Consider the following 24,910-nt stretch of genomic DNA (forward strand, 5'->3'; position numbering starts at 1 on the left):
TCGGCGATGCGACGTGCAATCGCTCAACAAGGGCATGAACGGGCTTGCAACCAAACCTCACTCTCGCAATCCAACATAAAAGCAAAAGACTTATCGACGCCACCAATTGCGAATATCGCAATTACGATTCGCCAACAAGCCATTTCGTCGGAATATGAGCCTGATATCGCAGAAAGCATCAACACATGAGAAATGCTTCGAGATGGCCGGAACACGACCCACATTACGTTTGCCACCTGGCAAACCCTAGAAACTGGAAGGAACGGGCCGTCAATGATAAGTCTGCCGAGTCAAAGAAGACTTACTCAAGGAACCATATTTTGCAGCGCACAAGCGGAGGGCTATGAAGATTGCCCCACATGGGGCATTGTAATTACCGCGCGGTGCGACGCCGCGCACGAAAAAACACAATACGTAAACTACATCCCAGTCGTAAGAATAGAAGACTGGCTAAATCGCGACGGCGGATTAATCATAATCGACAGAGCTCTTTCGGAGCATCTAAACAAATTCGCTAACTTGTTGGCTACAAAAGCACTTAGCCCAAGCCTGATTGATTCATATGCACCAGAAAAAATAGCATCCACTCACTTCCCGCCCCCTAAAGAGGGCGACATGACGAAGAAATCTGAAAGGGAGAACAAAGAAGCGGCTACGGCACGTGCTCTTGCAGAATCAATCACGTCATTAAAGGCAGCGCTACAAAGCACTCGCCCTTTTGGAAAAACAGTAGAGAAGACTTGCAAGCAGCATCCAAAATCCTTGAGCTCAGTTGTGTCTGATCTACTAAGCCACAAATTGACAAGCCATTATTATCTTGAATCCATAGGCAACCTGACCGAGAGCAAATCCGACCTAGGCTACGTAGCCACTCTTCGAGAAGTAAGATATCTACCTAGAGACATTGCACTAGCCCTCGCAGATGGAATCATTAGAGAGTCCGCCCCAAATCCACACTATTCACAGCTCAACTTCAATTGTTTCGATTTTGCCTACCCCATTGCTCAACTAGACTCCCCTTGGGTCGAACATTTTATGCAAGCGTTCTGCACGATGTTCGGCCGAATTGGGCTGACTGACATTGATAAAAGCAAATCGAGATTTATCTGTGAATATTTTAGTGCAGGAGCTTTATAATGAGGGACTACAAATATATTTTTGTCGACTCAGAAGCCGCAGAGGACATTGTTCAAGACCGTTTTCTACAATCTGAAGATTTTGAGCAAGGAAAGGCTTTTGCCGCCATGTTAATAGGCGAAAGCGACTATAAAAGATTGACTACACATACTCATGTTATTGACGGCGGGGAAGGCATATTCATTCTTAACGACAAGAGCCAGCACAGCAATTTTCTTGTTATTGATATTGATGCAGCCCCCATTTTTCATAAATGCACTTACAAAGACTCTATAACTCGCTTCCAGAAACTTCTTAGATTTGCGAGGCGGCGATGGACAAAAGTGAGCCCAGCCTCAAATGAAAAAATAATTTCCGGCAGCACAAAGGCCGTTATATTCCCCTACCCTATTAACACACAATCTTCGATAAGAATCTCTGTTGAGCTGGCTCCGGATAAGCAACGGCGAGAAAAGAGATCAAAAGGAATTGAGCTACTTGCTTATAGGATTGGAACGGATGAAGGTGACGGCCCTAACGAGGTAGCTTCAGTCACAAACTTCAGGAAGGCTATAGAATCACTGCCGAAATCGGTGGCAAAACTAGACATTGAACTGAAGCAAGCTCAACCACAGCCAACACAGATTGAGAGCCTAAGTGTTACACGCCTGAAAGAAGGTAGCGCCAAAGGAACCATTGCGGGCTGCAATTTTGACGAATGGGGCCACTATTTAACTACTGCGCAGAAAGACTTTATAAACCAGCGGCTCAGCGCGCCTCATCGCATCGAAGGTCCGGCAGGGACGGGCAAGACGCTTAGCCTCGTACTGAAATGCGTTGCACAAATAAGGCTAGCTAGAGCCAGAAATGAGGAGCATCGCTCCATATTTATCGCACACAGCGAGGCCACAAAGAAAAATATTCAAAGCATGTTTGAGCCTGAAATAGATACGAACAACCAGGATACAAATATGTTTTCTCTGCAGTCCGTAAAAGTAACGACTCTGCATGAGCTTTGCAGCGAGCTCCTGAGGTACGAAATATCTGAATCCGAGCTACTCGATAGAGACGCCTTCGAATCGAAGCAATCACAACTTCTCTACGCCATTGAATCTTTGCAAGAAGTAATCTCAACCGACTTAAATAGTCATCGACCGCACATGTCTGCCGAGTATGTTCAATTTCTCGGAGATAATGATGAATGGCTTCTCGCAGAGATGTTACAGCACGAAATTAGCGTAATGATTAAAGGCCGCGCCGATGAAGATCTAGCTAAGTACAAGAGACTTTCAAGCCTTCCATACGGGCTCCCCGCCCGAAATGAAGGGGACAAGTCTTTCACCTTTCTCATATTCAATGCGTATCAGCGAAGACTTCGAGCTAGTGGACAGTTCGATACAGACGACGTAGTTCTGAGCGCATTGCAGCAGCTCTCTACGCCAATCTGGCGCAGGCGACGCGAAAAAGAAGGGTATGACAGCATATTCGTTGATGAAACCCATCTCTTTAACATAAACGAACTTTCAATTTTTCACCGCCTGACGAGAAACAACCTCGACTTTCCAATTGCCTATTCCGCCGATATTTCCCAGTCCCTCGGCGATCGCGGCTGGAGTCAAGTTGACTTTGATCAGGCAATGTTCGGCGCGAGTAGCGAGGAAGGCCAAATATCCGCACGCTCATCGCCGGTAAAATTTTCTTCAATATTCAGATGCGCGCCTAGCATCGTAGACTTGGCATTTAGCGTCACATCTGCGGGCGCCACATTGTTTACGAATTTTGACAACCCGCTATCTGCTGCATCAAGCACATTTACAGAGACTGAAGAGAAAAAGTGCCAACAACCGCAATATCTGTTTTCCGTTAGCGACGACGCCATGCTATCCGATGCATTTTCGACTGCCGAGAAATTCGTCGATGAGATGGAATCCACTCGCGGCGATGTAGCCATCATCATATTCGGCAACGAACTTTACTCCGCAGCGGAACGCGAAGCAAAATCAGCAAACAAACCAATTGAGCTTCTCAAACATCGCGGCGACATGGAAGTTGTCCGGAGAGCCAGGAGCTCGGGGCGATTTATCCTAACCACACCCGATTATGTCGGCGGACTAGAATTCGATGCCGTCGTCTTAGTCGGAGTGGATAAGGGAAGAGTGCCTCCGCGATTCAACCACGAATCCGCGGACAGCGAAAACTTCATTAGTTATGCGACCCATCAGCGACTTTATGTTGCCATCACACGCGCGAAGTATCGCGTCGCAATTCTAGGAGTAAAAGCACGAGGCGCTAGCGAGATTTTTTCCAGTGCAATTTCCCATGGAGTTTTGGCGACCAATTAGAACAAAAGAGAGATGGCCACTAGCCGCCCCCCAAAAAACGAATGATATTATGTCAATTCATAAAATCGGGCTTCGGCTTCTCCACATCGATCTTGTACTGCTTGATCGCCCGGGCCACGTCCTTGCCGGTCATCTTTCCCTCCGCCGCCAGCGCCGCGATTGCGGCGCTGGCGAAGAAGTGGTGGCGCAGTTTGACGCGCGTATCACCGCGGCCGGAACCGCCGCTGATAGAGCTCAAGCCCGGCAACCATTCGCGCTGTCGTTAGCGCGCGCGAATCATCCCCGCCAAATCCTTCCGGCCCGCTGCCTCGGCCGACTCCGCCGCATCCTTCGAATCACCCTGGCTGCGTGGTTTGGTGTCGGCACCGGCGTCGAGCAGCGCGCGCACCAGAGTGTCGTTGCCGCGGCGGGCGGCACGGATCAGGGCAGTCTCGCCTTGAGCGTTGACGTGGTCGAGGCCGGCCTTGGCCTTGATCAGGCGCAACGCCACATCGGTGTGATTGCCGTAGGCGGCCAGCAGCAGCGCAGTGTCGCCTTCGCGGTCGGTGGCGCTCAGGTCGGCGGTAGGCAGCAGGACTTCCAGGTTATCCAGGCGGCCAGCGTAGGCGGCTTGGGCCAAGGCGGTGAAACCGTCATCGTTGGTCTTCCGCGATGAGGCTTTTTGCGACAGCAGCCAAGTCAGGTCGGCGGGCAAGCCGCAGCCGGCAGCAGTCATCAGCGCCGTGTTGCCGCTGGCATCGCCAGCGTCGATCGACATACCTTCCTGTACGAGCGCAGCCGCGAGGGCTTGGGTAGCGGGGTTGCCGCCAATGCCGCAGGCAACCTGCGACAGCACCGCATCCAGGGGCAGGGTCGATTCGGCTTGCCCGCGGAACTGTGCGGCGGCCGCGGGGTCGGTGTTACGCAGTTGCGCCCACTTGGCGTAGTGGGCGATCGCCTGGGTCGCCATCAGCTTGCCGTAGGGGCGGATGGCCATCGCCTGGTCGACTTCGGCGATGGCGCCGTCCACGTCACCGATGGTGTTCATCAGATAGGCGGCCAGGTTGCCGTGCATGAAGGCAGAGGTGGGGAAGGCGGCGACGGCTTCGCGATACGCACGCAGGGCGGCGTCGCGGTCGTTCATGGCGGTGTAGAGGTCGATCTTGGCCTGCGCGCCGAGGCGGCCGCCGCATTGCGCGGGCACGGTGTGGCCGAGGCGGCAGGCCGGCACCTTGCGCAGGGCTTCGTCGGCCGCGCTCCAATTTTTCATCGCGGTGTAGGCCAGTGCGCGGTGCACGTATAACTGCGCGTCGCGCGAGCCCAAGGACTCCGCTTTTTTCAGGTGGGCCAACGCTTCGTCGTTGCGATCCATCTGGGTTTTCACCCGCGCCATCTGGATCATCGCGGCGGCAGAGTCCGGCGCGGCCAGCAGCGCCATCGTCAAACTCATTTGAGCGCCGGCCAGCGCCGGGTCACTGGCTTTCGTGGTGCACCCGCTGCCGGCGATCAACTGGTAGCGCGCACGCTCGACCAGGGCGGCGGAGTTCATCTTGGGGCGCGCGTCGGCAATGGCTTTTTTCAGCAGTCCGTCGATTCGCCCCAAAGTCTCAAGGTCGGTGCATTTGACCTCGTCGATCAGCCGCGCGGCTTCGACGACGTCGGGGCCGGCGGCGGCATTCGCCAGCGCGCCGCTCGGCGGCGGCGTGGTGGTCTGTGCGCAGGCGACCAGGGGGAGCAACGATAAAGCGATCATCCAACGTACGACGGCCATGTCTGTCCTTGCTGAGCTGATAAAGAAAAGGGCGGCCAGGCCGCCCTTTTCGGGTTGGATGGAAGCGAAGCCTCAAACGCCCAAGGGGTTGGGCTTCTCCACATCAATCTTGTACTGCTTGATCGCCCGGGCCACGTCCTTGCCGGTCATTTTGCCTTCCGCCGCCAGGGCCGCGATGGCGGCGTGGGCGATGTAGTAGCGGTCGACTTCGAAGTGGCGGCGCAGGTTGGCGCGGGTGTCGCTGCGGCCGAAGCCGTCGGTGCCCAGCACGGTGTAGCGCATCGGCACGAAGGCGCGGACTTGTTCCGGGTACATGCGGATGTAGTCGGTCGCGGCGATCGCCGGGCCTTGGCGGCCTTCCAGCAGCTCGGTGATGTAGGGCTTGCGCGGGGCCTTGGCTTCCGGGTTGAGGCGGTTGTGGCGCTCGGCGTCGGTGGCGTCGCGGGCGAGTTCGTTGAAGCTCGGGCAGGACCAGATGTCGGCGGTGACGCCGAAGTCCTTGTCGAGCAGTTCGGCCGCGGCGATGGCTTCGCGCAGGATGGTGCCGCTGCCGAGCAGCTGCACGCGCAGCTCGCCCTTCTTCGGCTTGCCGGCGTCCTTCAGCAGGTACATGCCCTTGATGATCCCCTCGGCGCTGCCCTCGGGCATGTCCGGGTGGGTGTAGTTCTCGTTCATCAGGGTGAGGTACCAGTACTCGTCGCGCTGCTCGGTCAGCATGCGCTGCATGCCGTGCTGGAGCAGGGTCACCACTTCGTAGCTGAAGGTCGGGTCGTAGCTGCGGCAGTTCGGGATCAACCCGGCCTGGACCATGCTGTGGCCGTCTTCGTGCTGCAGGCCTTCGCCGTTAAGCGTGGTGCGGCCGGCGGTGGCGCCCAGCAGGAAGCCGCGCGCGCGCATGTCGGCCGCCTGCCAGGCGCTGTCGCCGATGCGCTGGAAGCCGAACATCGAGTAATAGATGTAGAACGGCAGCATCTGCAGGTCGTTGGTGCTGTAGCTGGTGGCTGCAGCAAGCCACGAGGAGAACGCGCCGGCTTCGGTGATGCCTTCTTCCAGCACTTGGCCGGTGGTGTCTTCGCGGTAGTACATCAGCTGGTCGCGGTCGACCGGCTTGTACTTCTGGCCGTGCGGGGCGTAGATGCCGAGCTGGCGGAACAGGCCTTCCATGCCGAAGGTGCGGGCTTCGTCGGCCACGATGGGCACGATGCGCGGGCCGACCTGCTTGTCGCGCAGGGCGATGTTGAGCGCCTGCACGAACGACATGGTGGTGCTGATTTCGCGCTCGCCGGTGCTCTTGAGCAGGCGGTCGTAGGTTTCGAGCTTGGGCACTTCGAGCGCGGTGCTGGCCTTGCGGCGGCGCTGCGGCAGGAAGCCGCCGAGGGCCTTGCGGCGCTCGAGCATGTATTCGACTTCCGGCGACTTCTCGCCGGGGTGGAAGAACGGCACGGCGCCGTCTTTGAGCTGTTCGTCGCTGACCGGGATGTTGAAGCGGTCGCGGAACAGGCGGACGGCTTCGTCGTCCATCTTCTTGGTGCCGTGGGTCGGGTTGAGCGATTCGCCCGACGCGCCCATGCCGTAGCCCTTGACCGTCTTGGCCAGGATCACGGTGGGCATGCCCTTGGTGTTCACGGCCTCGTGGTAGGCGGCGTAGACCTTGTGCGGGTCGTGGCCGCCGCGGTTGAGGCGCCAGATGTCGTCGTCGGACAGGTTGGCGACCAGCGCGGCGGTTTCCGGGTATTTGCCGAAGAAGTTGTCGCGGGTGTACTTGCCGCCGAAGGCCTTGCAGTTCTGGTATTCGCCGTCGACGGTTTCCATCATCAGCTGGCGCAGCTTGCCGGTGGTGTCGCGCGCGAGCAGCGGGTCCCAGTAGCTGCCCCAGACGGTCTTGATGACGTTCCAGCCGGCGCCGCGGAACTGGCCTTCCAGCTCCTGGATGATCTTGCCGTTGCCGCGCACCGGGCCGTCGAGGCGCTGCAGGTTGCAGTTGATGACGAAGACCAGGTTATCGAGGCCTTCGCGGCCGGCCACCGAGATGGCGCCGAGCGATTCGGGTTCGTCCGTCTCGCCGTCGCCGAGGAAGGCCCAGACCTTGCGGTCGGACTTCGGCATCAGGCCGCGGCCTTCCAGGTATTTCCAGTTGCGCGCCTGGTAGATGGCGCTGATGGGGCCCAGGCCCATCGACACCGTCGGCACCTGCCAGTAGTCCGGCATCAGCCAGGGGTGCGGGTAGGAACTGACGCCGCGGCCGTCGACTTCCATGCGGAAGTTGTCGAGGTGCGATTCGCTCAGGCGGCCTTCGAGAAAGGAGCGCGCGTAGATGCCGGGCGAGCTGTGGCCCTGGATGCCGATGAGGTCGCCGGGGTGGTCGCCTTCGGGGCCGCGCCAGAAGTGGTTGAAGCCGACGTCGTACAGGGTGGCCGCCGAGGCGAAGCTGGCGATGTGGCCGCCGAGGTCGCCGGGCTTGCGGTTGGCGCGCACCACCATGGCCATGGCGTTCCAGCGGATCAGCGAGCGGATCCGCCATTCCATCGCGGCGTCGCCGGGGCTCTTGGCCTCCAGGTGCGGCGGGATGGTGTTGATGTATTCGGTGGTGGGCTGGAACGGCAGGTGCGCGCCGGCGCGGCGCGTGACTTCGACCATGCCCTCAAGCAGCTGATGCGCGCGCTCGGCACCGTCGCGGGCGATGACGGCCTGTACGGACTCGACCCACTCCTGGGTTTCGGTCGGATCGGGGTCGTTCTGGAGCAGGTCGTGCAAAGAGCTGGCAAGCGGCTGATTCATCGATCTCGCGGCCCCGTGGCCGCGCCTCAAAGGTGGGGGACGGATTAGAGCACCGAGTCTAACAAACGGTGACGGGGTTACGGCTTGCGGTGGCGGCTGTAAAGGGTGGAATAGTCCGTTTTGGCTAGGGGTGTGCTTGGGGTGGCGGGTCGGTTTGGGCGGGTTGGCGGGTCGTGGATGGGGTGGCGCTGGGATACGCGGGCGTGTGGTTGGGGACCGGGTTAGGGCCAAACGTCGCATACCGGGCCGGTCATCTGGAGGGGCACGGGCGTTCGAGGTCGCGCGGTCGCGGCTTACGCCGCTCCTACAGAGGTTGCGCCATCGTTTTTGTAGGAGCGGCGTGAGCCGCGACCGGCGAAGCGGGGTTGTGGCGGGCGGTTCGGGATATCGGGACCTAAGACGCCATAGCTGGCGACGGCGTGCGGTGCCGGTGCGCAGCGGCTGGGGTCGCGGCTTACGCCGCTCCTACAGGGGTAGCGCCATCGTTTTTGTGCGGCGTGAGCCGCGACCGGCGAAGCGGGGTTGTGGCGGGCGGCGCGGGATATCGGGACCTAAGACGCCATGGCTGGCGACGGCGTGCGGTGCAGGTGCGCGGCGGCTGGGGTCGCGGCTTACGCCGCTCCTACAGGGGTAGTGCCATCGTTTTTGTGCGGCGTGAGCCGCGACCGGCGAAGCGGGGTTGTGGCGGGCGGCGCGGGATATCGGGACCTAAGACGCCATGGCTGGCGACGGCGTGCGGTGCAGGTGCGCGGCGGCTGGGGTCGCGGCTTACGCCGCTCCTACAGGGGTAGTGCCATCGTTTTTGTGCGGCGTGAGCCGCGACCGGCGAAGCGGGGTTGTGGCGGGCGGTTCGGGATATCGGGACCTAAGACGCCATAGCTGGCGACGGCGTGCGGTGCCGGTGCGCAGCGGCTGGGGTCGCGGCTTACGCCGCTCCTACAGGGGTAGCGCCATCGTTTTTGTGCGGCGTGAGCCGCGACCGGCGAAGCGGGGTTGTGGCGGGCGGCGCGGGATATCGGGACCTAAGACGCCATGGCTGGCGACGGCGTGCGGTGCCGGTGCGCGGCGGCTTGGGTCGCGGCTTACGCTGCTCCTACAGAGGGGGTAGTTCGATAAAGGGTATGCGGCGGCGCGGCGCGCGCCGTTGGCGGGACGCCTTCGATCCATAAGGCGCCCCAGTGCGGGTAGTCGCCGACGCGACGGACCAAGCCGGCACGCAGCGGGTTGGCTACCAGATAGCGGGCAGCCGTAAGCAGGCAGTCCTCGTGCCGCAAGGCGCGGTCGTGATAGGCCGGGGCCCAAACGTTGCACGCGAGCGGCAACACGAAGCGCACCTGGCGCGCGGTGTTCGATTTCAGACGGCGCATCAGGTCCGGCAGGGTTTCCCACGCGCCGAGCTCGACCAGACCATGCCAGTGGTCGGGCATCAACACCCATGCCAGCAGGCGCGAACGCGGCCACAGACGCCTATCGAGCAACGCGTCGGTCGCCGCGGAGGCGAGGGCCGGGTCAGCGAATAACGCGCGTCGGCCGTCGGTGACCGAAGTGACCAGATAGATGCCTTGGGTTTCGGAGCAACGCCCGCGGCGAAGCGCGGCATGTCCTGGAGGATGCGGTGGAGACGGGGTCATGCGATACAGCGTGGCCGTCGATCACCGCACCGGGCATCGGATGCGGAGTGAGTGGGAGGTCGGGATTTGCCGCGACTTGGGGTCGCGGCTTACGCCGCTCCTACAGGGGAGACTCCTCCGCGCATTAGCCCGGCGCGCTACGCAACACCACGATGCCGGCGACGATCAGGGCGACGCCGCCCAGGCGCAACGGGGTGATGGATTCGCCGAACAGGATCGAGCCGATCAGCACGGTGCCGGCGGCGCCGATGCCGGTCCACACGGCGTAGGCGCTGCCGACGGGCAAGGCGGTCAGGGCGCGACCTAACAGCCAGACGAAGGCGATCAGGGCGACGATCGAGGCCGCGGTCCAGCCGGGTTTGGTGTAGCCCTGCGACAGCTTCATGGTCAGCGCCCAGGCCACGTCGATCAGGCCGGCGGCGATGAGCATGGTCCAAGCTATGGAAGGTCTGATGGCTTCTCCGATCATGGCGCTTTCTCTCGACGCAGGGCTTCGGCGACGCTGTCGCGTGCGCGCACGCGCTCGAGGTAGGCGGCCAAGGCGGGATACGGGTCGAGCGCGATCTTCAGCGGGCGGGTCCAGTCGGCGATGGTGAACAAGTAGGCATCGGCGACGCTGAAACGGTCGCCGAGCAGATAGTCGCGATCCGCGAGGTGGCGTTCGACCACGGCCAGGCGCTTGGCCAGGCGTTCGCGTGCGACGTTGGTTGCTTGTTCGCCGTATTCGGGATGGAACAGCCAGGGGCTGAAGGTCTTGTGCAGTTCGGAGCTTATGAAGTTCAGCCAGCGGTGCAGTTCGTCGCGCTCGGGCGTGCCCGCCGCGGGGGCGAGGCCGGCCTCGGGTTTCTGGTCGGCCAGGTGCAGCAGCATCGCCACGCCTTCGGTCAGCACGCGGCCGTCGTCGAGTTCGAGCAGCGGCACGTAGCCGAGCGGGTTGAGTTCGCGGAAGTCGCGGCCTTCGGCGACCACCAGAGGGTCGGCGCCGAGGCGCACGCGGCGCAGTTCGGCGTCGAGGCCGAGTTCGCGAATGGCGATGTGCGGGGCGAACGAGCAGGTGCCGGGGGTGTAGTAGAGCTTCATGGCGTACTCCAGTCGGGAAGCCGATACTTTCCGCGCACCCCGATGCCGCGCCAACACGGCGAACCGACAAGGATTGCTTGCATATGCGACACGAACGATTAAGCCTGGACGACCTGGAGCTGGTGCGCGCGATCGGCGCGCACGGCAGCCTGACCGGCGCGGCCAAGGCCTTGGCGCTGGACCATTCGAGTGCGTTCCGGCGCCTGGCCGCAGTCGAGACGCGGGTCGGCGCAGCGCTGTTCCGGCGCAGCCGCCGCGGCTATACGCCGACCGATGCCGGCGAGTTGACCATCGCCAGCGCGCAGCGCGTGCTCGCCGAGACCGAGCGCTTGCAGCGCGAGCTCGCCGGGCGCGATGCGCGCACCGAGGGGCGGATTCGTATCACCTTGCCGGACACCTTGGCACCGGTGGCGGCGCGCATGTGCGCGGCATTTCGTGCCGAGCAACCGGGGCTGCGTTGCGATCTGGTCGTGGCCAATGCGTTCTTGACCCTGCAGCAGCAGGATGCCGATGTGGCGCTGCGGGCGAGCGTGTTGCCGCCGGAAGGTTTGTCCTCGCGCAAGGTCGCGGCGATTTCGATCGCGGCCTATGAGGCGGCCGGGCGCGGCAGCGGGCGTGGCGGTGGCCGTGGCAAGACGACGCTCGACGAAGCGGCGTTGGCGCAGGGCGATTGGGTCGCACTCGACGAGAGCCTGGCGCATCTGTCGTCGGCGCAATGGTTGAGCGACCGGGTGCCGGCCGAACGCATCGCGATGCGGGTCAATACCTTGCCGGCGGCGTTGGCGGCCTGCGAGGCCGGATTGGGGCGGGCGCTGTTGCCGTGTTATCTGGCCGATGCGTCGCCGGGTGTGCGGCGGATCTCGGCGCCGTTGCCGCAAGTGCGCGCGGATCTTTGGTTCGCGACGCATCCCGATTTGCGGCGGTCGGCGAAGGTGAAGTTGTTGCGGGAGTTTGCGTTGAAGTGGTTGCCGGGTGAGGTGGCGTTGGGGTGAGGCGGTTGATCGGCGCTTGGCCCTCACCCCTCTTCCGTTCACGGGAGAAGGGCTTTGATGCGCGGTGATCGGGGTTGGCTGCGGGCGCAGGTGTTGTCGTGGGTTTGCGCGGGCATCGAATATTGCGACGCGAGCGATTGAATGCTGCGCCGCGAGCGTTCGGCATCGCGGTCGCGGCTTGCGCCGCTCCTACCCCAAAGCTGCGCCAGCAAAGGGTAGGAGCGGCGCAAGCCGCGACCGCGCAAATCAATCGGCGACGCAAACGGAGCGCTGGAGCAAATCCCCCCTGCCCCCCTTTTCCAAAGGGGGGAACGGCACGGGGTTAGCAGGGAAATGCGGCGACGTTGCGCTTCCCTGTAGGAGCGACGTAAGTCGCGACCGCGAATCTGCGGCTACGGTGCAAACCGCGGCATCTAGGTGTCGCGACCACGACCTTGCAGTGGCGACGCAAACTGCGACGCCGCGACACCGGCTGCGTCATCGACGCAGCCGGCTATTGCCGTGAATCAGCGGCTCAGGTGCCGCCGACTTCGCCCAGGCCCTTGCGCTCGGATTCGCGCGAGGCGCGGATCTGGGCGTCTACGGCGGCGATCGCAGTCATGTTGACGACGCGGCGCGGGGTCGAGGCCGGGGTCAGGATGTGCGCCGGCTTGTCCAAGCCCATCAGGATCGGGCCGATGGCCACGCCGTCGGTCATCACCCGCACCATGTTGTAGGTGATGTTGGCGGCATCCAGGTTCGGCAGCACGAACAGGTTGGCGCGGCCGTGCAGGGTCGCGTTCGGGAAGATGCGCTTGCGCAGTGCGTCGTCCCAGGCGGTGTCGGCCTGCATTTCGCCGTCCATCTCGAGCTTGGGCTGACGCTGTTTGATGATCTGGCGGACCTTGCGCATCTTCGCCGCCGACGGGTTGTCGTGGCTGCCGTAGTTGGAGTGCGACAGCAACGCGACCTTCGGCTCGATGCCGAACAGCTTGAGGCGGTAGGTCGCCTGCAGGGTCGCTTCGGCGATCTGCTCGGCGGTCGGGTCGACCTGCACGTGGGTGTCGAGGAAGAACCAGGCGCCCTGGTCGTTGATCACGCCGGTCATCGCCGAGGTGCCCGACACGCCCGGGTCGAAGTCGAAGATGCTGCGCATGTAGCCGAGCTTCTTGTGGAAGCGGCCGACCAAGCCGGAGATCATCGCATCGGCTTCGCCGCGCTCGACCATCAGGGCTGCGATCAAGGTGGGACGCGAACGCAGCAGGTTCTTCGCCGCCGCCGGGCTGACGCCGCGGCGCTCGGTCAGGGCGTGGTACTGCTGCCAGTAGTCGTTGAAGCGCGGGTCGTCGTTGATGTTGGTCAACTCGAAGTCCACGCCTTCGCGCATGCGCAGGCCGAGGCGCTGGATGCGGGTTTCGATGACGTCGGGGCGGCCGATCAGGATCGGGTACGCCAGTTCTTCGTCGATCACCGTCTGCACCGCGCGCAGCACGGTCTCTTCCTCGCCTTCGGCGTAGACCACGCGCTTGCGATCGGCGCGGGCGCGGTCGTAGACCGGCTTCATCAGCAGGCCGGTGCGGTAGATGTATTGGCTGAGCCGTTCCTCGTACTCGTCCATGTCGACGATCGGACGCGCGGCGACGCCGGAGTCCATCGCCGCCTTGGCCACGGCCGGGGCCAGCATCACCAGCAGGCGCGGGTCGAACGGGCGCGGGATCAGGTACTCGGCGCCGAAGGTCGGCACTTCGCCGCCGTAGGCGCCGCCGAGGTCGGACGATTCCATGCGCGCCAGCTGGGCGATAGCACGCACGCAGGCCAGCTTCATTTCTTCGTTGATGACGGTCGCGCCGACGTCGAGCGCGCCGCGGAAGATGTACGGGAAGCACAGCGCGTTGTTGACCTGGTTCGGGTAATCCGAACGGCCGGTCGCGATGATGCAGTCCGGGCGCACGGCCTTGGCGTCTTCGGGCAGGATTTCCGGGTAGGGATTGGCCAGGGCCAGGATCACCGGCTTGTCGGCCATGGTCGCGACCATTTCCGGCTTGAGCACGCCGCCGGCCGACAGGCCGAGGAACACGTCGGCGCCGGCGACGATGTCGGCCAGGGTGCGCTTGTCGGTGTCGCGGGCGTAGCGGGCCTTGTCCGGGTCGAGGTTGGGACGGCCGGTGTAGAGCACGCCGTCGCGGTCGACCGCGAGGATGTTCTCCGGCTTCATGCCCAGGGCGACCAGCATGTCGAGGCAGGCGATGCCGGCCGCGCCGGCGCCGCTGGTGGCCAGCTTGACGTCTTCGATCTTCTTGCCGACCACTTCCAGCGCGTTGAACACCGCGGCGCCGACGATGATCGCGGTGCCGTGCTGGTCGTCGTGGAACACCGGGATCTTCATGCGCTCGCGCAGCTTGCGCTCGACGATGAAGCACTCCGGGGCCTTGATGTCTTCGAGGTTGATGCCGCCGAAGGTCGGTTCCAGCGAGGCGATGATGTCGACCAGCTTGTCGGGGTCGCGCTCGTCGATTTCGATGTCGAACACGTCGATGCCGGCGAACTTCTGGAACAGCACGCCCTTGCCTTCCATGACCGGCTTGCCGGCCAGCGGGCCGATGTCGCCCAGGCCGAGCACGGCGGTGCCGTTGCTGATCACCGCGACGAGGTTGCCGCGGGCGGTGAGCTCACTGGCGGCGTTGGGGTCTTCGACGATGGCCTCGCAGGCGTAGGCCACGCCCGGCGAATAGGCCAGGGCGAGGTCGCGCTGGGTGACCATCGGCTTGGTCGCGGTGACCTTGATCTTGCCCGGCGGGCTGAGGCGGTGGTAGTCGAGCGCAGCGGTTTTCAGATCGTTGTCGGACATCAGGGAATGGCTGCCGTGGCAAGGGCGCGAGGAAAGGTGGACTTGCAGTCTAAAGGATCGCCGACGCGGATTCGCGCGACCGCGGTGGCGAAAGCCTTAGTACTTTGGAGTTGTACCCGCAGCGCCGCGCGGGCGCTTTGCCGAACGCGGCGCGGGCCGGCCGCGGCGATCGGCCGCGGCATCGAACCGACGCCGGCGTATGGGCGGGGCGGGCCGAAGCGCTGCGGCTCAGGGTGCATCGGCGGGCCCCTTGCGTCCGGGCTGGACCGTGCTGCGCCAGGCCTCGAGGAACTGGCGGCGCTTGAGCGCGTCCAGATACACCAGCAGACCCGGGCCCAGCGGGATCGGGCGCAGGGCGCGCACCCGCGCGCCGTCGCGCGCATGCGGCGACAGCGGCGCGCCGTCGGCGGCGCGGATCGGCTGCAGGCCGACCTGCTGGGCCAGCATGGCCTGGCCGCGCGGCGACAGCAGGTAATCGAGGAAGCGCCCGGCCTCGGCCGCGTTCGGCGCGGTGCGCGGGATCAGCGCGGTGCGCAGCAGGACCAGGGTGTAGTCCTCGGGCAGGACGATGCCGAGCGGCGCGCCGGCGTCGATGCGGGCCTGGGCGTAGGAACCGAGCACGTTATAGGCCAGGGCGAGTTCGCCGCGGGCGACGCGGTCGAGCAAGGCGCCGGTGCGTTCTTCCAGACGCACGCGATTGTCGCCGAGCGCGGCCTGCAAGGCGCCGGCCATGCTGCCGAGCTGGTGGTCCTGGGTCGCCAGCAGATAGCCGACGCTGCTGCGGGCCACGTCGTAGGTGCCGACCCGTCCGGCCAGCGGCGCGGCCGGGTCGCGCAGCAGGGCCAGCAGTTGCCGGCGCGTATGCGGCACGCGCGCCGCCGGCAGCAGGCGCTTGTTGTAGACGATGACGATGGGTTCGTAGCTGATGCCGAAGGCTTCGTGGCGCCAGTGCGACCACGCCGGCAGGCCGACCGTGGCCGGCGAACGGTGGGCGAGCGCGTGGCCGTCGTTGGCCAGCTTGGTCTGCAGGTCCATGCCGCTGCTGATCAGCAGGTCGGCGACGCGGCCGCGGCCGGCGGCGAGGTGACGGGTGTAGATGTCCTGGGCGACGAGGTCGGAGTACTCGACCTCGGTGCCCGGGTGCAGGCGTTGGTAGTCAGCGATGACCGCGGCGAAGTTCTCGATGTCGGTCGAGCCGTGGATGCGCAGTTGCGCGCTGCGGGCCTGCGGCGCCTTGAACAGGCGCACGTCGCCGGGCGCGGCGTGGGCTGGAGCGAGGAACGAGTTGAGAAGAATGAGGAACCAGTAAAGGCAAAAGCAGCGCGCAGCGTTGTAGCGCAAGGCATGGCGCTTTTTCTCGTTTCTCACTTTTCCGCACTCGTTTTTCAAACCGCGCTCCTCGGCAGGCTGAGGGTGACGATCAGGCCGCCGCCGACGCGGTTGGACAGATCGATGCGGCCGCCGTGGCTGTCGACGATGCGCTTGACGATCGCCAGGCCGAGCCCGGCGCCGCCGGCGGCGGCATCGTGGCCGCGGGCGAAACGCTCGAACACAGTCTGCGCGTCGGCCGGGGCGATGCCGGGGCCGTGGTCGGCCACGGTCAATACCGCGGTCGAGGCGCCCTCGCCTTCGGCCACGGTCAGGGCGATCTGCAGCGGCCCGCCTTCGCTGCCGGGCCGCGGCTGGCCGTGCTTGAGCGCGTTGTCGATCAGGTTTTTGATCGCTTCGCGCAGCAGCAAGGCATCGCCGCGCACCAGCACCGGGCCCTGGGTTGCGGCCAGGCGCACGTCGGGGCGCGGTGCGGACTGCGGGATCGATTCGTACAGCGCTTGGTGCAACAGTTCGGCCAAGTCGACGGTCTCGAACTGTTGCAGGTGCGAGCGGTGGATCGCGCTGGCGTCGCTGAGCAACTGGTTGAGCAAGCGGCTCATGTGGTTGGCGTTGCGCTCGATGGTGACCAGGCTGCGGCGCTGCTCGGCTGGGTCGTCCTCGTCGAGGGCGAGCTGGGCCTGGGCGCGCAAGGCCGCCAGCGGCGTGCGCATCTGGTGCGCGGCGTCGGCCATGAACGCGCGCAGAGTCTCGTTGCTCGCCGACAGCCGCGCCATGAAGCGGTTCAAGGCGCCGACCAGTTGGTCGAGTTCCAGCGGCACTTCGCCCGCGACCGGCTTGAGGTCGGAGGGTTCGCGCAGCGACAGGTCGCGTTCGAGCTTCTGCAAGGGCCGCAACGCACGATGCACGCCGATCCAGACCAAGGCGAGGGCCGCGAACGACAGCACCACGATGGCGACGATGGCGCGCAGCACTACGTCGTCGGCGAGAGCCTCGCGGGCGATGCGGGTCTGGCCGACCTGGACGATGGCCTGCCCTTGCGTGGCCGGCCCGGCGACCCAGCGCGAGACCGCGACGAAGCGCGTGGGTTCGCCGCGATACAGCGCATCGAACAGCCGCGGCTTGCCGTCTAGCGGCGGCGATGGCGGCGACGGCAGGTCGTCGTAGCCGGTGATGGTCGCGCCCTCGCGGCTGGCGACGCGGTAGAACACCCGGTCTTCCGGCGCCATCGCCAACAGGTCGAGCGCGGCATACGGCAGATCGACCTGCCACTGGCCGTCGACCAAAGCCACGCTGTCGGCGATCGACAGCGCCGAGGCGATCAACAAGTGATCGTAAGAACGGTCGGCGGCGGCGCGGCCGTAGCTGCGCGCGGCGACGAACAGCAGCACCGCGCCGATCAACGACAAGGCGCCGAGATAGACCAACAAGGTGCGGCGGATCGAACCGTGCCGCGGCGGCGAAGTGCGCGCGGATTCAAGCATCGAGCGGCTCCGCGCCGGCCTGCCCGGCGACGGGCGCGGCCGCTTCGAGCATATAGCCGACACCGCGCACGGTGACGATGCGCAAGGGCGCGGCGGCAAGACGTTTGCGCAGGCGGCCGACGTACAGCTCGATCGCGTTCGGCCCGGCCTCGTCGTCGAAACCGAACAGGCCGTTGCCGATCTCGTCCTTGCTGACCACCTGGCCGAGCTTGCCGATCAGGATTTCGAGCAGGCGGAACTCGCGATTCGGCACTTCGATCGGCTCGCCGTCGAGGGTGACCCGATGCGCGGCGCTGTCGAAGGCCAAGCCGCCGACCTGGATCACGCCGGCGGCGCGGCCTTGATTGCGCCGCAGCAGCACCCGGCAGCGCGCTTCGAATTCGCGGAAATCGAAGGGCTTGCCGAGGTAGTCGTCGGCGCCGACGTCGAGCGCCTTGACCCGGTCTTCGATGCCGTCGCGCGCAGTCAGCATCAACACCGGCGTGGTGTCGCCGCGCTCGCGCAAACCGGCCAGCAGGCTGAGGCCGTTGAGCCGCGGCAGGCCGATGTCGAGCACGATCAGGTCGAAGGCCTGGTAGCGAAGCACACTGGCCGCGGCGACGCCGTCGGACTGCCAGTCCACCGCGTGGCCGTCGCGCCGCATCCGCCTGACGATGGCGTCGGCGAGATCCGCGTTGTCCTCGACCAACAGAATGCGCATCGAACGGGGGCCCTCGCAGTTGCCGAAGTCGGGTATCGCCGGGCCGACCTCGGCGGCGATGACAGGTCCGATAGCAGGTCCAGTGACAGGTCAATGACAGCTTCGCCCGCCTAGCCTGCGCTCGAGGGGTTGCGGCTGGCCGTCCTGGCCGAAGCAACTATAAGCGCACGAACACGCGCCTGTCGTCGAAAAAAGGCAGAAAAATAGGGAAACCAGATGCCTACGATGGTGCTTTTCCGTCACGCCGCCGCGTGCGCCGCGCTGTGCCTGTTCGCCGCCCCATGCCTGGCCGAGGACGGCCCGGTGACCGCCGAACTCGGCGGCCGCCTGCACTGGGACTTCGCCGATTTCGACAACGATGCGCGCGGCCTGCGCAACGGCGACGACACCGAGGTGCGTCGGCTCTGGCTCGATGTGTCCGGCAAGTTCTACGGCTGGGGCTACAAGATCGAAGGCGACTTCGCCAGCCTGCAGGACGATTTCTCCAAGGACAGCATCGAAGCCAAGGATGTCTATGTCACCCGCGACTTCAAGGCCGGCAAGCTGACCCTGGGCCAGTTCAAGCAGCACTTCACCCTCGACGACCGCATCAGCTCGAACTACGGCGTGTTCATGGAGCGCAGCATGTTCGCCAGTTCGGTCGCGCCGCTGTACCGGCTCGGCGCCGCCTGGATCACCGCGCGCGAGAACTACACCGTCGCCGGCAGCGTCTACAGCCTGGAAAACATCGACGTGTGGCAGGTCAAGGGCCATGCGGTCGGCGCACGCGGCACCTGGACGCCGCTGCACGCGGACGAACGCACCCTGCACCTGGGCCTGTCGCTGGCGCGCGAGGCTTACGACCATCCCGGCCGCGACGGCGCCAACGCGTTGCGCATCGCCCCGCGCCCGGCCGGGCACCTGTCCGACAACAGCCGCGCGACCTTGATCAACTTCAATCGCGGACTCGACACCGACGTCGACAAGTACTCGCTCGAGTTCGGCCTCGCCCACGGGCCGTTATATCTGCAGTCCGAACTCGGGGGCGCCAACTTCGACGACGGCAGCCAGCGCGGTCAGGTCCGTTCGGCCTATGGCCTGGTCGGCTGGTTCCTGACCGGCGAATCGATGCCCTATGACAGCAAGACCGGCCGCTTCGCCCGGGTCAAGCCGGCGCGCAGCAGCGGCGCCTGGCAGGTCGCGCTGCGCTACGACACGATCCGCGGCAAGCAGCACCTCGCCGGCCGCGGCAACTTCAGCGACGTGTCGATGGAACAGGCCAGCGTCGGGGTCAACTGGCATCTGCGCTCGAACCTGCGTTTCATGCTCGACTGGATCGAAAGCCGCAACCGCGACCGCCTGGCCGATCGCACCTTGGATCGGACTCGGGCGTTGACCGGGCGGTTTCAGTACGACTTCTGAGTTCTTCGCCTGAGTAGCCCTGGGTTCCCGCCTGCGCGGGAACGACGGGAGAGAGTTTCGTCGCTTCTTGTCGCGCTGCGCCTCGCGCAGCCGCGCTTTCAAAAGGAATCGCCTCATGTTGACCGCGCTCGGCTTCGGCATGGTCCTGACTTTCATGTATCTGATCATGAGCAAGCGGATGTCGCCGCTGGTGGCTCTGATCGTGATCCCGATCCTGTTCGCCCTGGTCGGCGGTTTCAGGAACGACATCGGCGAGATGATGATCGAGGGCATCAAGAAGATCGCGCCGACCGGCGTGATGCTGATGTTCGCGATCCTCTACTTCGGGGTGATGATCGACGCCGGCCTGTTCGACCCGGTGGTCAAGCGCATCCTCAAGCTGGTCAAGGGCGACCCGGTCAAGATCGTGGTCGGCACCGCGGTGCTGGCGATGCTGATCTCGCTCGACGGCGACGGCTCGACCACCTACATGATCACCGTCTCGGCGATGCTGCCGTTGTTCCAGCGCCTGCGCATGAACGCGCTCAACCTGACCTGCGTGACCATCCTCGCCGGCGGGGTGATGAATCTGACCCCGTGGGGCGGCCCGACGGCGCGCGCGGCGACCGCCTTGCACGTCGACCCCAGCGACGTGTTCGTGCCGCTGGTGCCGGCGATGGCGGTGTCTTTAGTCGGCATTCTGCTGCTGGCGTGGTACCTGGGCCTGCGCGAGCGCAAGCGCCTCGGCATCGTCACCCTGGACGGCCATGCCGCCGACTGGAACCCCGACCTCGACACCGCCAGCGACAACCTGCCGACCCTGGCCGACAGCGAAGACACCAAGCGGCCGAAGCTGCTGTGGATCAACGCCGCGCTGACGCTCGGGCTGATGACCGCGCTGGTGCTCGGCGTGCTGCCGCTGCCGGTGTTGTTCATGATCGGCTTCGCTTTCGCCCTGGTGATCAACTACCCCGACCTCGCCGAACAGCGCCGCCGCATCGGCAACCATGCCGGCAACGTGCTCGCGGTGGTATCGCTGATCTTCGCCGCCGGCATCTTCACCGGCATTTTGTCCAACACCGGCATGGTCGAGGCGATGTCGCGCAGCTTCCTGGCGGTGATTCCCGATGCCTGGGGCCCGTACCTGGCAGTGATCACGGCAATCGCGAGCATGCCGTTCACTTTCTTCATGTCCAACGACGCCTTCTACTTCGGCGTGCTGCCGATCCTGTCGGAAGCCGCCGGCCACTACGGCATCACTCCGGTCGAGATGGCCCGTGCCTCGCTCGCCGGCCAGCCGGTGCATCTGCTGAGCCCGCTGGTGCCGTCGACCTATCTGCTGGTCGGCATGGCCAACGTCGATTTCGCCGACCACCAACGCTTCACCCTGAAATGGGCGGTGTTGATCTCGCTGCTGCTGATGTTCGCTTCGCTGGCGCTGGCGTTGTATCCGCTGGCTTCTTGATCCGGCCCTTGTAGGTGCGGCGTGAGCCGCGACCCCCGCAGTCATGTAGGCGAGCGGAGCGGCCGAAGCCTGGAGCAACTATCTGTTTTGATCGGTCGCGCCGTTTGTCCTGGCTTCGAACAGAACGCTTTCGATCACCACTTCGGTTGCACGCGGCTTACGCCGCTCCTACAGAAAGTCATAGCCCCGCTTCGTCGTTCGTCCATCACTAGGAACCGCGCCATGACACTCCGCATCGCCTACGTCACCAGCGGCATGGGCAGCCTCGGCACCGCGATCTGCCAGAAGCTCGCCCACGGCGGCCACACCGTGGTCGCCGGCTGCGGCCCCAACTCGCCGCGCAAGGCCGCCTGGCTGCGCGAACAGCGCGAACTGGGTTTCGACTTCATCGCTTCCGAAGGCAATGCCGCCGACTGGGACTCGACCGTGGCCGCGTTCGCCAAGGTCAAGGCCGAGGTCGGCGAGATCGACGTGTTGGTCAACAACGCCGGCGGCACCCGCGACGTGCTGTTCCGGCAGATGACCCGCGAGGACTGGAATGCGGTGATGGCCGGCAACCTGCACAGCCTGTTCAACATCACCAAGCAGGTCATCGACGGTATGTCGGCGCGTGGCTGGGGCCGGATTATCAACATCGCCTCGGTCAGCGCACAGAAGGGCCAGATCGGCCAGGTCAACTACGCCACCGCCAAATCGGCGATGCACGGTTTCACCCGCGCCCTGGCCCAGGAGTTCGCCGCGCGCGGCGTCACCGTCAACACGGTGTCGCCCGGCTATGTGGCCAGCGCGGCGATCAGCGCGTTTCCGCCGGACGTGCTCGACCGGCTCGCCGCATCGGTGCCGGTACGGCGCCTGGGCAAGCCGGACGAAGTCGCCAGCCTGTGCGCGTGGTTGGCCTCGGACGATGCCGCCTTCGTGACCGGCGCGGATTACGCGGTCAACGGCGGGCTACACATGAACTGAGTTTTCCGGCTTCCGGGCGCGTCGTTTCCCCTCCCCCCACGCGGCCCGGGAGTCGTTTTTATCTTGAGGCCCTGGGTAGGAGCGGCGTGAGCCGCGACCGCGACTTCTGAACGACGTCGAGACTTGGAGGTCGCAGTCGCGGCTTGCGCCGCTCCTACCCTTGAAGCAGGGCTCTCAACCGATTTCGCTGAAGTCGCCTTCGGCCATCTGGTCCAGGCGGATGCGGTTGGCGAACAGCGAGAACGCCAGCATCCCGGCCAGGCCGTTCGCGCGGGTGATCCACGGCGGCATCCAGCGCGGCGGTGCGAGCACGCCGCTGTCGAACAAGGGCTCGAACCGCTGCACGTCGCCCAGGGTCATCTTGCCGGCGAACAACCAGCGGCACAGGTGCAGCTTCTGTTGACGCAGGGCCCAGCGGAAGAAGGTGTGCACGCCGACCAGGCCGCGCAGGTAGACGGTGTCCTTGGTGAAGGCGGCGCCGCCGTTCGTGGGCACGCCGCGGAACACCCGCTGGGCCGAGGCGAAGCTGTCGGCCGGCGACTGGCCGGCGTCGATGAAGTAACGAAACACCTGGATGAAGTCGGCGCCGTCCAGCGCCATCGCCACCGCGTCGATGCGCAGGCTCAGGCGCTTCATGCGGCCGATGTCGATGCTGCCGGTGATTTGCTCGGCGAAGGTCGCCAGGCCTTCCTGGGTCGCGGTGCTGCGCGGCGACGACAGCGCCAGGCTCGGCAGCACCGGCTGTTCGCGGCCGTTGAGCGCGGTCAGCGAGTGCACGAAGGCTTCGTGCTGCAGCAGCTGATGGCGGTCGTAGTCGCTGAAGGCCGCGCCGCTGCGCAGGCGGATGCGGGTCGCGCCGGCGGCGGCCTTGGCGATCAGGTCCGGGTCGAGCACGACTTCGATCACGCGGGCGTCGAAGTAGTCGTCGAGGTCGCGCTGCAGTTGCAGGCGCAAAGCGGTCGCCGAGATCTCGACCGTTTCGGCCGGCGACATCAGCTCGCGGTCGAGCTCGTTGGCGATCGAGATGAAATGGTTGGCCGCCTCGCGCGTGCTCGGCCCCTGCCCGGGCAGCGCCGCGTCGGGCTTGCCGAACAACTGCACCGAATAGTCGGTGACCGCGGTCGTACCCAGGCATTCGACCAATTGCGCGGCGATGCCCCAGGAGTGCGCGGATTCGATCAGGTACTCGCCGAGCGGATGGTCCGGATCGGCGTCGGCGGCGACGGCTTCGAGTTCGCGCCGCGCTTCGCTGAAGTCGTACTTCGGGTACGCGATGACCGGCAGCTGCGCGGCGCCGCGCGCGTAGTCGGCGAGGAACTGCACTTCCAGGCCGGACGGCCAGCTCGCCATGGTCAGCAGCTTGATCCCGCGTGCGACCCGGACCATGCGCGCATCGAGCGCGGCGTGATGCTGGATTTCGCTGTGCAGGCTGGGGCTGAGCAGGCTCATGCGGCGAGGCCTTGGGGGTGTTTCGCGGTGGAGAGCAGAGGCAAGCGCAGGAGCAAATCCCCCCTGCCCCCCTTTTGCAAAGGGGGGAACGGCAGGGGCTTGCGGATAGGTGCGCAGCGATTGCCGGCGCGCTCCCGCATGCAACGCTCGCCTACCGCGCAAGTCCTCCGCAAACGGCTAATCCCGCCAGACACCTCCCCCCTTTGCAAAAGGGGGGCTGGGGGGATTTGCTGTTCGGCCTGCGCAAACATCCCGTCTGCGCTCGGCCCTGCGACTGAACCCGGGCGCTCAGCGGCGCCCATGCTTGGCGTCCGGCCGCTTGTTGGGCGCCTTGCCGACCGCTTTCACGTCGGCTTTCTGCGCGCGCCGGTTGGCCAGCTTGGTGGCCGCGCCGGCGACTTCGTCGCGCAGTTTCAGATAGCTGGCGAAACGCTGCGGAGCGAGCCGGCCGTCTTCGATCGCCGCGCGCACCGCGCAGCCGGGCTCGCGGTCGTGCGTGCAATCGCGGAACTTGCACTGCTCGGCCAGGGCTTCGACATCGCTGAAGTTTTCGGCGACGTCTTCCTCGCCGGTCGGCTTGAGTTCGCGCATGCCCGGGGTGTCGATCAGGCAGGCGCCCGACGGCAACGGGATCAGGGCGCGATGGGTGGTGGTGTGGCGGCCGCGCGCATCGCTTTCGCGCACCGCGCCGGTCTTCATGCGCTCGATGCCGAGCAGGCTGTTGGTCAGGGTCGACTTGCCGGCGCCGGAGGAGCCCACCAGCACCACGGTGCGGCCCGGCTGCAGCCACGGCGCCATCGCCGCGACGCTGCCGTCGCGGTCGCGCGCGTTGACCGCGCGGATCGCCACGCCCTCGGCCAGTTCGGCCAAGGCGCCGATCGCGTCGGCGACCGCGTTCTCGTCGGCGGCGACGGCTTCGTCGGCCTTGGTCAGCACCACGACCGGCTCGGCGCCGCCGCGCACCAGCAGCAGATAGCGCTCGATCCGGCGCGGATTGAAGTCCCCGTCCAGACCGCACACGATGAATACCGTGTCGATGTTCGCTGCGATCAGCTGCTGCTTGTAATGCTCGCCGGCGGCGCCGCGCTTGATCGCGCTATACCGCGGCAGCAGCGCGACGACCTTGCCGCCGCAGCCGTCGCCGTCGATCAGCAGCCAATCGCCGACCCCGGGACGCTGTTCGGGCGCGACCGAGCCTTTTTTGTAATTGGCCGGGCGTTGCCATTCGGGCAGGGACTCGACCCGGTAGCCGCTGTCGGGCCCTTCGGACACGACATAGCCGCTGCGGTGCTGCTCGGTCACCCGCGCCGGGCGTGCCTGGGGGTGGTCGAGCAACATCTGGCGCCAGACGGGGTCGGCGGGCAACGGCTCGTCGGCCGTGATCGGCCAGCCGATCGCCTGCAAGGCAGCGAGTTCAGGAGTCAAAGGCGCGGGCAACGAGGGTCATGGCGCGATTCTACATAGGCCGGACGCGGGTTTCGGCCTCGGCGCAGGCCTCCGGACCGACGGCGCACGCGGCGGCGGCCGGGATCGGGGCCGCCGCCCCGGCCATTCCGTGCGCGCCGGCGCAGATCGCGGGCGCCCGGAATCGCCGCCCCCGGCTGATTCGCCGGACCGATTCAGC

General features: G+C 65.0%; 17 protein-coding genes and 1 pseudogene. 6 read left to right on the forward strand and 12 right to left on the reverse strand.

What is annotated here, in order from left to right; genetic code table 11:
• Positions 1 to 273: 273 nt before the first annotated feature.
• Both ACKN61_RS21295 and ACKN61_RS21300 read left to right on the forward strand, forming a co-directional pair.
• Positions 274 to 1,137, forward strand: a complete 864-nt coding sequence (locus ACKN61_RS21295; RefSeq protein WP_408951128.1) for a hypothetical protein — start codon at positions 274 to 276, stop codon at positions 1,135 to 1,137.
• Positions 1,137 to 3,458: a UvrD-helicase domain-containing protein gene (locus tag ACKN61_RS21300; protein WP_408951129.1), complete on the forward strand. Its 2,322-nt coding sequence runs from the start codon at positions 1,137 to 1,139 to the stop codon at positions 3,456 to 3,458. The genes ACKN61_RS21295 and ACKN61_RS21300 overlap by 1 nt, the downstream gene beginning before the upstream one ends.
• A gap of 52 nt (positions 3,459 to 3,510) precedes the next feature.
• Here ACKN61_RS21300 and ACKN61_RS21305 read toward each other — a convergent pair.
• The 6 genes and pseudogenes from ACKN61_RS21305 to gstA all read right to left on the reverse strand — a co-directional run.
• Positions 3,511 to 3,714, reverse strand: a pseudogene (locus tag ACKN61_RS21305) (hypothetical protein); the annotation flags it as partial.
• Positions 3,715 to 3,720: 6 nt separating this feature from the next.
• Complete coding sequence (locus tag ACKN61_RS21310) at positions 3,721 to 5,208, reverse strand: ankyrin repeat domain-containing protein (RefSeq protein ID WP_408951130.1); 1,488 nt, start codon at positions 5,206 to 5,208, stop codon at positions 3,721 to 3,723.
• Between the two features lie 72 nt (positions 5,209 to 5,280).
• Positions 5,281 to 7,986, reverse strand: a complete 2,706-nt coding sequence (aceE, locus tag ACKN61_RS21315; protein ID WP_408951131.1) for a pyruvate dehydrogenase (acetyl-transferring), homodimeric type — start codon at positions 7,984 to 7,986, stop codon at positions 5,281 to 5,283.
• 1,082 nt (positions 7,987 to 9,068) lie between these two features.
• Positions 9,069 to 9,617, reverse strand: coding sequence for an REP-associated tyrosine transposase (locus tag ACKN61_RS21320; RefSeq protein WP_408951132.1), 549 nt, complete (start codon positions 9,615 to 9,617; stop codon positions 9,069 to 9,071).
• A gap of 124 nt (positions 9,618 to 9,741) precedes the next feature.
• Entirely contained in the window at positions 9,742 to 10,047 is a 306-nt protein-coding gene (locus ACKN61_RS21325; protein ID WP_408951133.1) for a DMT family transporter, read from the reverse strand.
• A 35-nt stretch (positions 10,048 to 10,082) separates the two neighbouring features.
• On the reverse strand, positions 10,083 to 10,697 hold the full coding sequence (gene gstA / locus ACKN61_RS21330; RefSeq protein WP_408951134.1) for a glutathione transferase GstA: 615 nt from the start codon (positions 10,695 to 10,697) through the stop codon (positions 10,083 to 10,085).
• 83 nt (positions 10,698 to 10,780) lie between these two features.
• Here gstA and ACKN61_RS21335 point away from each other — a divergent pair, with 83 nt between their 5' ends.
• Positions 10,781 to 11,689 carry a LysR family transcriptional regulator gene (locus ACKN61_RS21335; protein WP_408951135.1) on the forward strand — a complete coding sequence of 303 codons (909 nt, stop codon included), beginning with the start codon at positions 10,781 to 10,783 and terminating at the stop codon, positions 11,687 to 11,689.
• Positions 11,690 to 12,203: 514 nt separating this feature from the next.
• Here ACKN61_RS21335 and ACKN61_RS21340 read toward each other — a convergent pair.
• The 4 genes from ACKN61_RS21340 to ACKN61_RS21355 all read right to left on the reverse strand — a co-directional run bounded on the left by ACKN61_RS21340 (position 12,204) and on the right by ACKN61_RS21355 (position 18,029).
• Positions 12,204 to 14,516, reverse strand: coding sequence for an NADP-dependent malic enzyme (locus tag ACKN61_RS21340; RefSeq protein ID WP_408951136.1), 2,313 nt, complete (start codon positions 14,514 to 14,516; stop codon positions 12,204 to 12,206).
• A 228-nt stretch (positions 14,517 to 14,744) separates the two neighbouring features.
• On the reverse strand, positions 14,745 to 15,812 hold the full coding sequence (locus ACKN61_RS21345; RefSeq protein WP_408953884.1) for an ABC transporter substrate-binding protein: 1,068 nt from the start codon (positions 15,810 to 15,812) through the stop codon (positions 14,745 to 14,747).
• A gap of 89 nt (positions 15,813 to 15,901) precedes the next feature.
• Entirely contained in the window at positions 15,902 to 17,329 is a 1,428-nt protein-coding gene (locus ACKN61_RS21350) for a sensor histidine kinase N-terminal domain-containing protein (protein ID WP_408951137.1), read from the reverse strand.
• Positions 17,322 to 18,029 carry a response regulator gene (locus ACKN61_RS21355; protein ID WP_408951138.1) on the reverse strand — a complete coding sequence of 236 codons (708 nt, stop codon included), beginning with the start codon at positions 18,027 to 18,029 and terminating at the stop codon, positions 17,322 to 17,324. The genes ACKN61_RS21350 and ACKN61_RS21355 overlap by 8 nt, the downstream gene beginning before the upstream one ends.
• Positions 18,030 to 18,245: 216 nt before the next feature.
• Here ACKN61_RS21355 and ACKN61_RS21360 point away from each other — a divergent pair, with 216 nt between their 5' ends.
• From ACKN61_RS21360 to phbB, 3 genes are all read left to right on the forward strand, one after another.
• Positions 18,246 to 19,430 (forward strand): OprO/OprP family phosphate-selective porin, encoded by a 1,185-nt coding sequence (locus tag ACKN61_RS21360; RefSeq protein WP_408951139.1) that lies wholly within the window; start codon positions 18,246 to 18,248, stop codon positions 19,428 to 19,430.
• A 115-nt stretch (positions 19,431 to 19,545) separates the two neighbouring features.
• On the forward strand, positions 19,546 to 20,874 hold the full coding sequence (locus ACKN61_RS21365; protein ID WP_408951140.1) for a CitMHS family transporter: 1,329 nt from the start codon (positions 19,546 to 19,548) through the stop codon (positions 20,872 to 20,874).
• 222 nt (positions 20,875 to 21,096) lie between these two features.
• Positions 21,097 to 21,837, forward strand: coding sequence for an acetoacetyl-CoA reductase (phbB, locus tag ACKN61_RS21370; protein ID WP_223621439.1), 741 nt, complete (start codon positions 21,097 to 21,099; stop codon positions 21,835 to 21,837).
• A 174-nt stretch (positions 21,838 to 22,011) separates the two neighbouring features.
• Here phbB and ACKN61_RS21375 read toward each other — a convergent pair whose 3' ends face one another.
• Together ACKN61_RS21375 and rsgA are read right to left on the reverse strand one after the other, a co-directional pair.
• Positions 22,012 to 23,286: a flavohemoglobin expression-modulating QEGLA motif protein gene (locus ACKN61_RS21375; protein ID WP_408951141.1), complete on the reverse strand. Its 1,275-nt coding sequence runs from the start codon at positions 23,284 to 23,286 to the stop codon at positions 22,012 to 22,014.
• Positions 23,287 to 23,574: 288 nt separating this feature from the next.
• Positions 23,575 to 24,711 (reverse strand): ribosome small subunit-dependent GTPase A, encoded by a 1,137-nt coding sequence (gene rsgA / locus ACKN61_RS21380; protein ID WP_408951142.1) that lies wholly within the window; start codon positions 24,709 to 24,711, stop codon positions 23,575 to 23,577.
• Between the last annotated feature and the right edge of the window lie 199 nt (positions 24,712 to 24,910).

This window comes from Lysobacter sp. Hz25 (assembly GCF_046097045.1).
Classification (GTDB): domain Bacteria; phylum Pseudomonadota; class Gammaproteobacteria; order Xanthomonadales; family Xanthomonadaceae; genus Lysobacter; species Lysobacter antibioticus_B.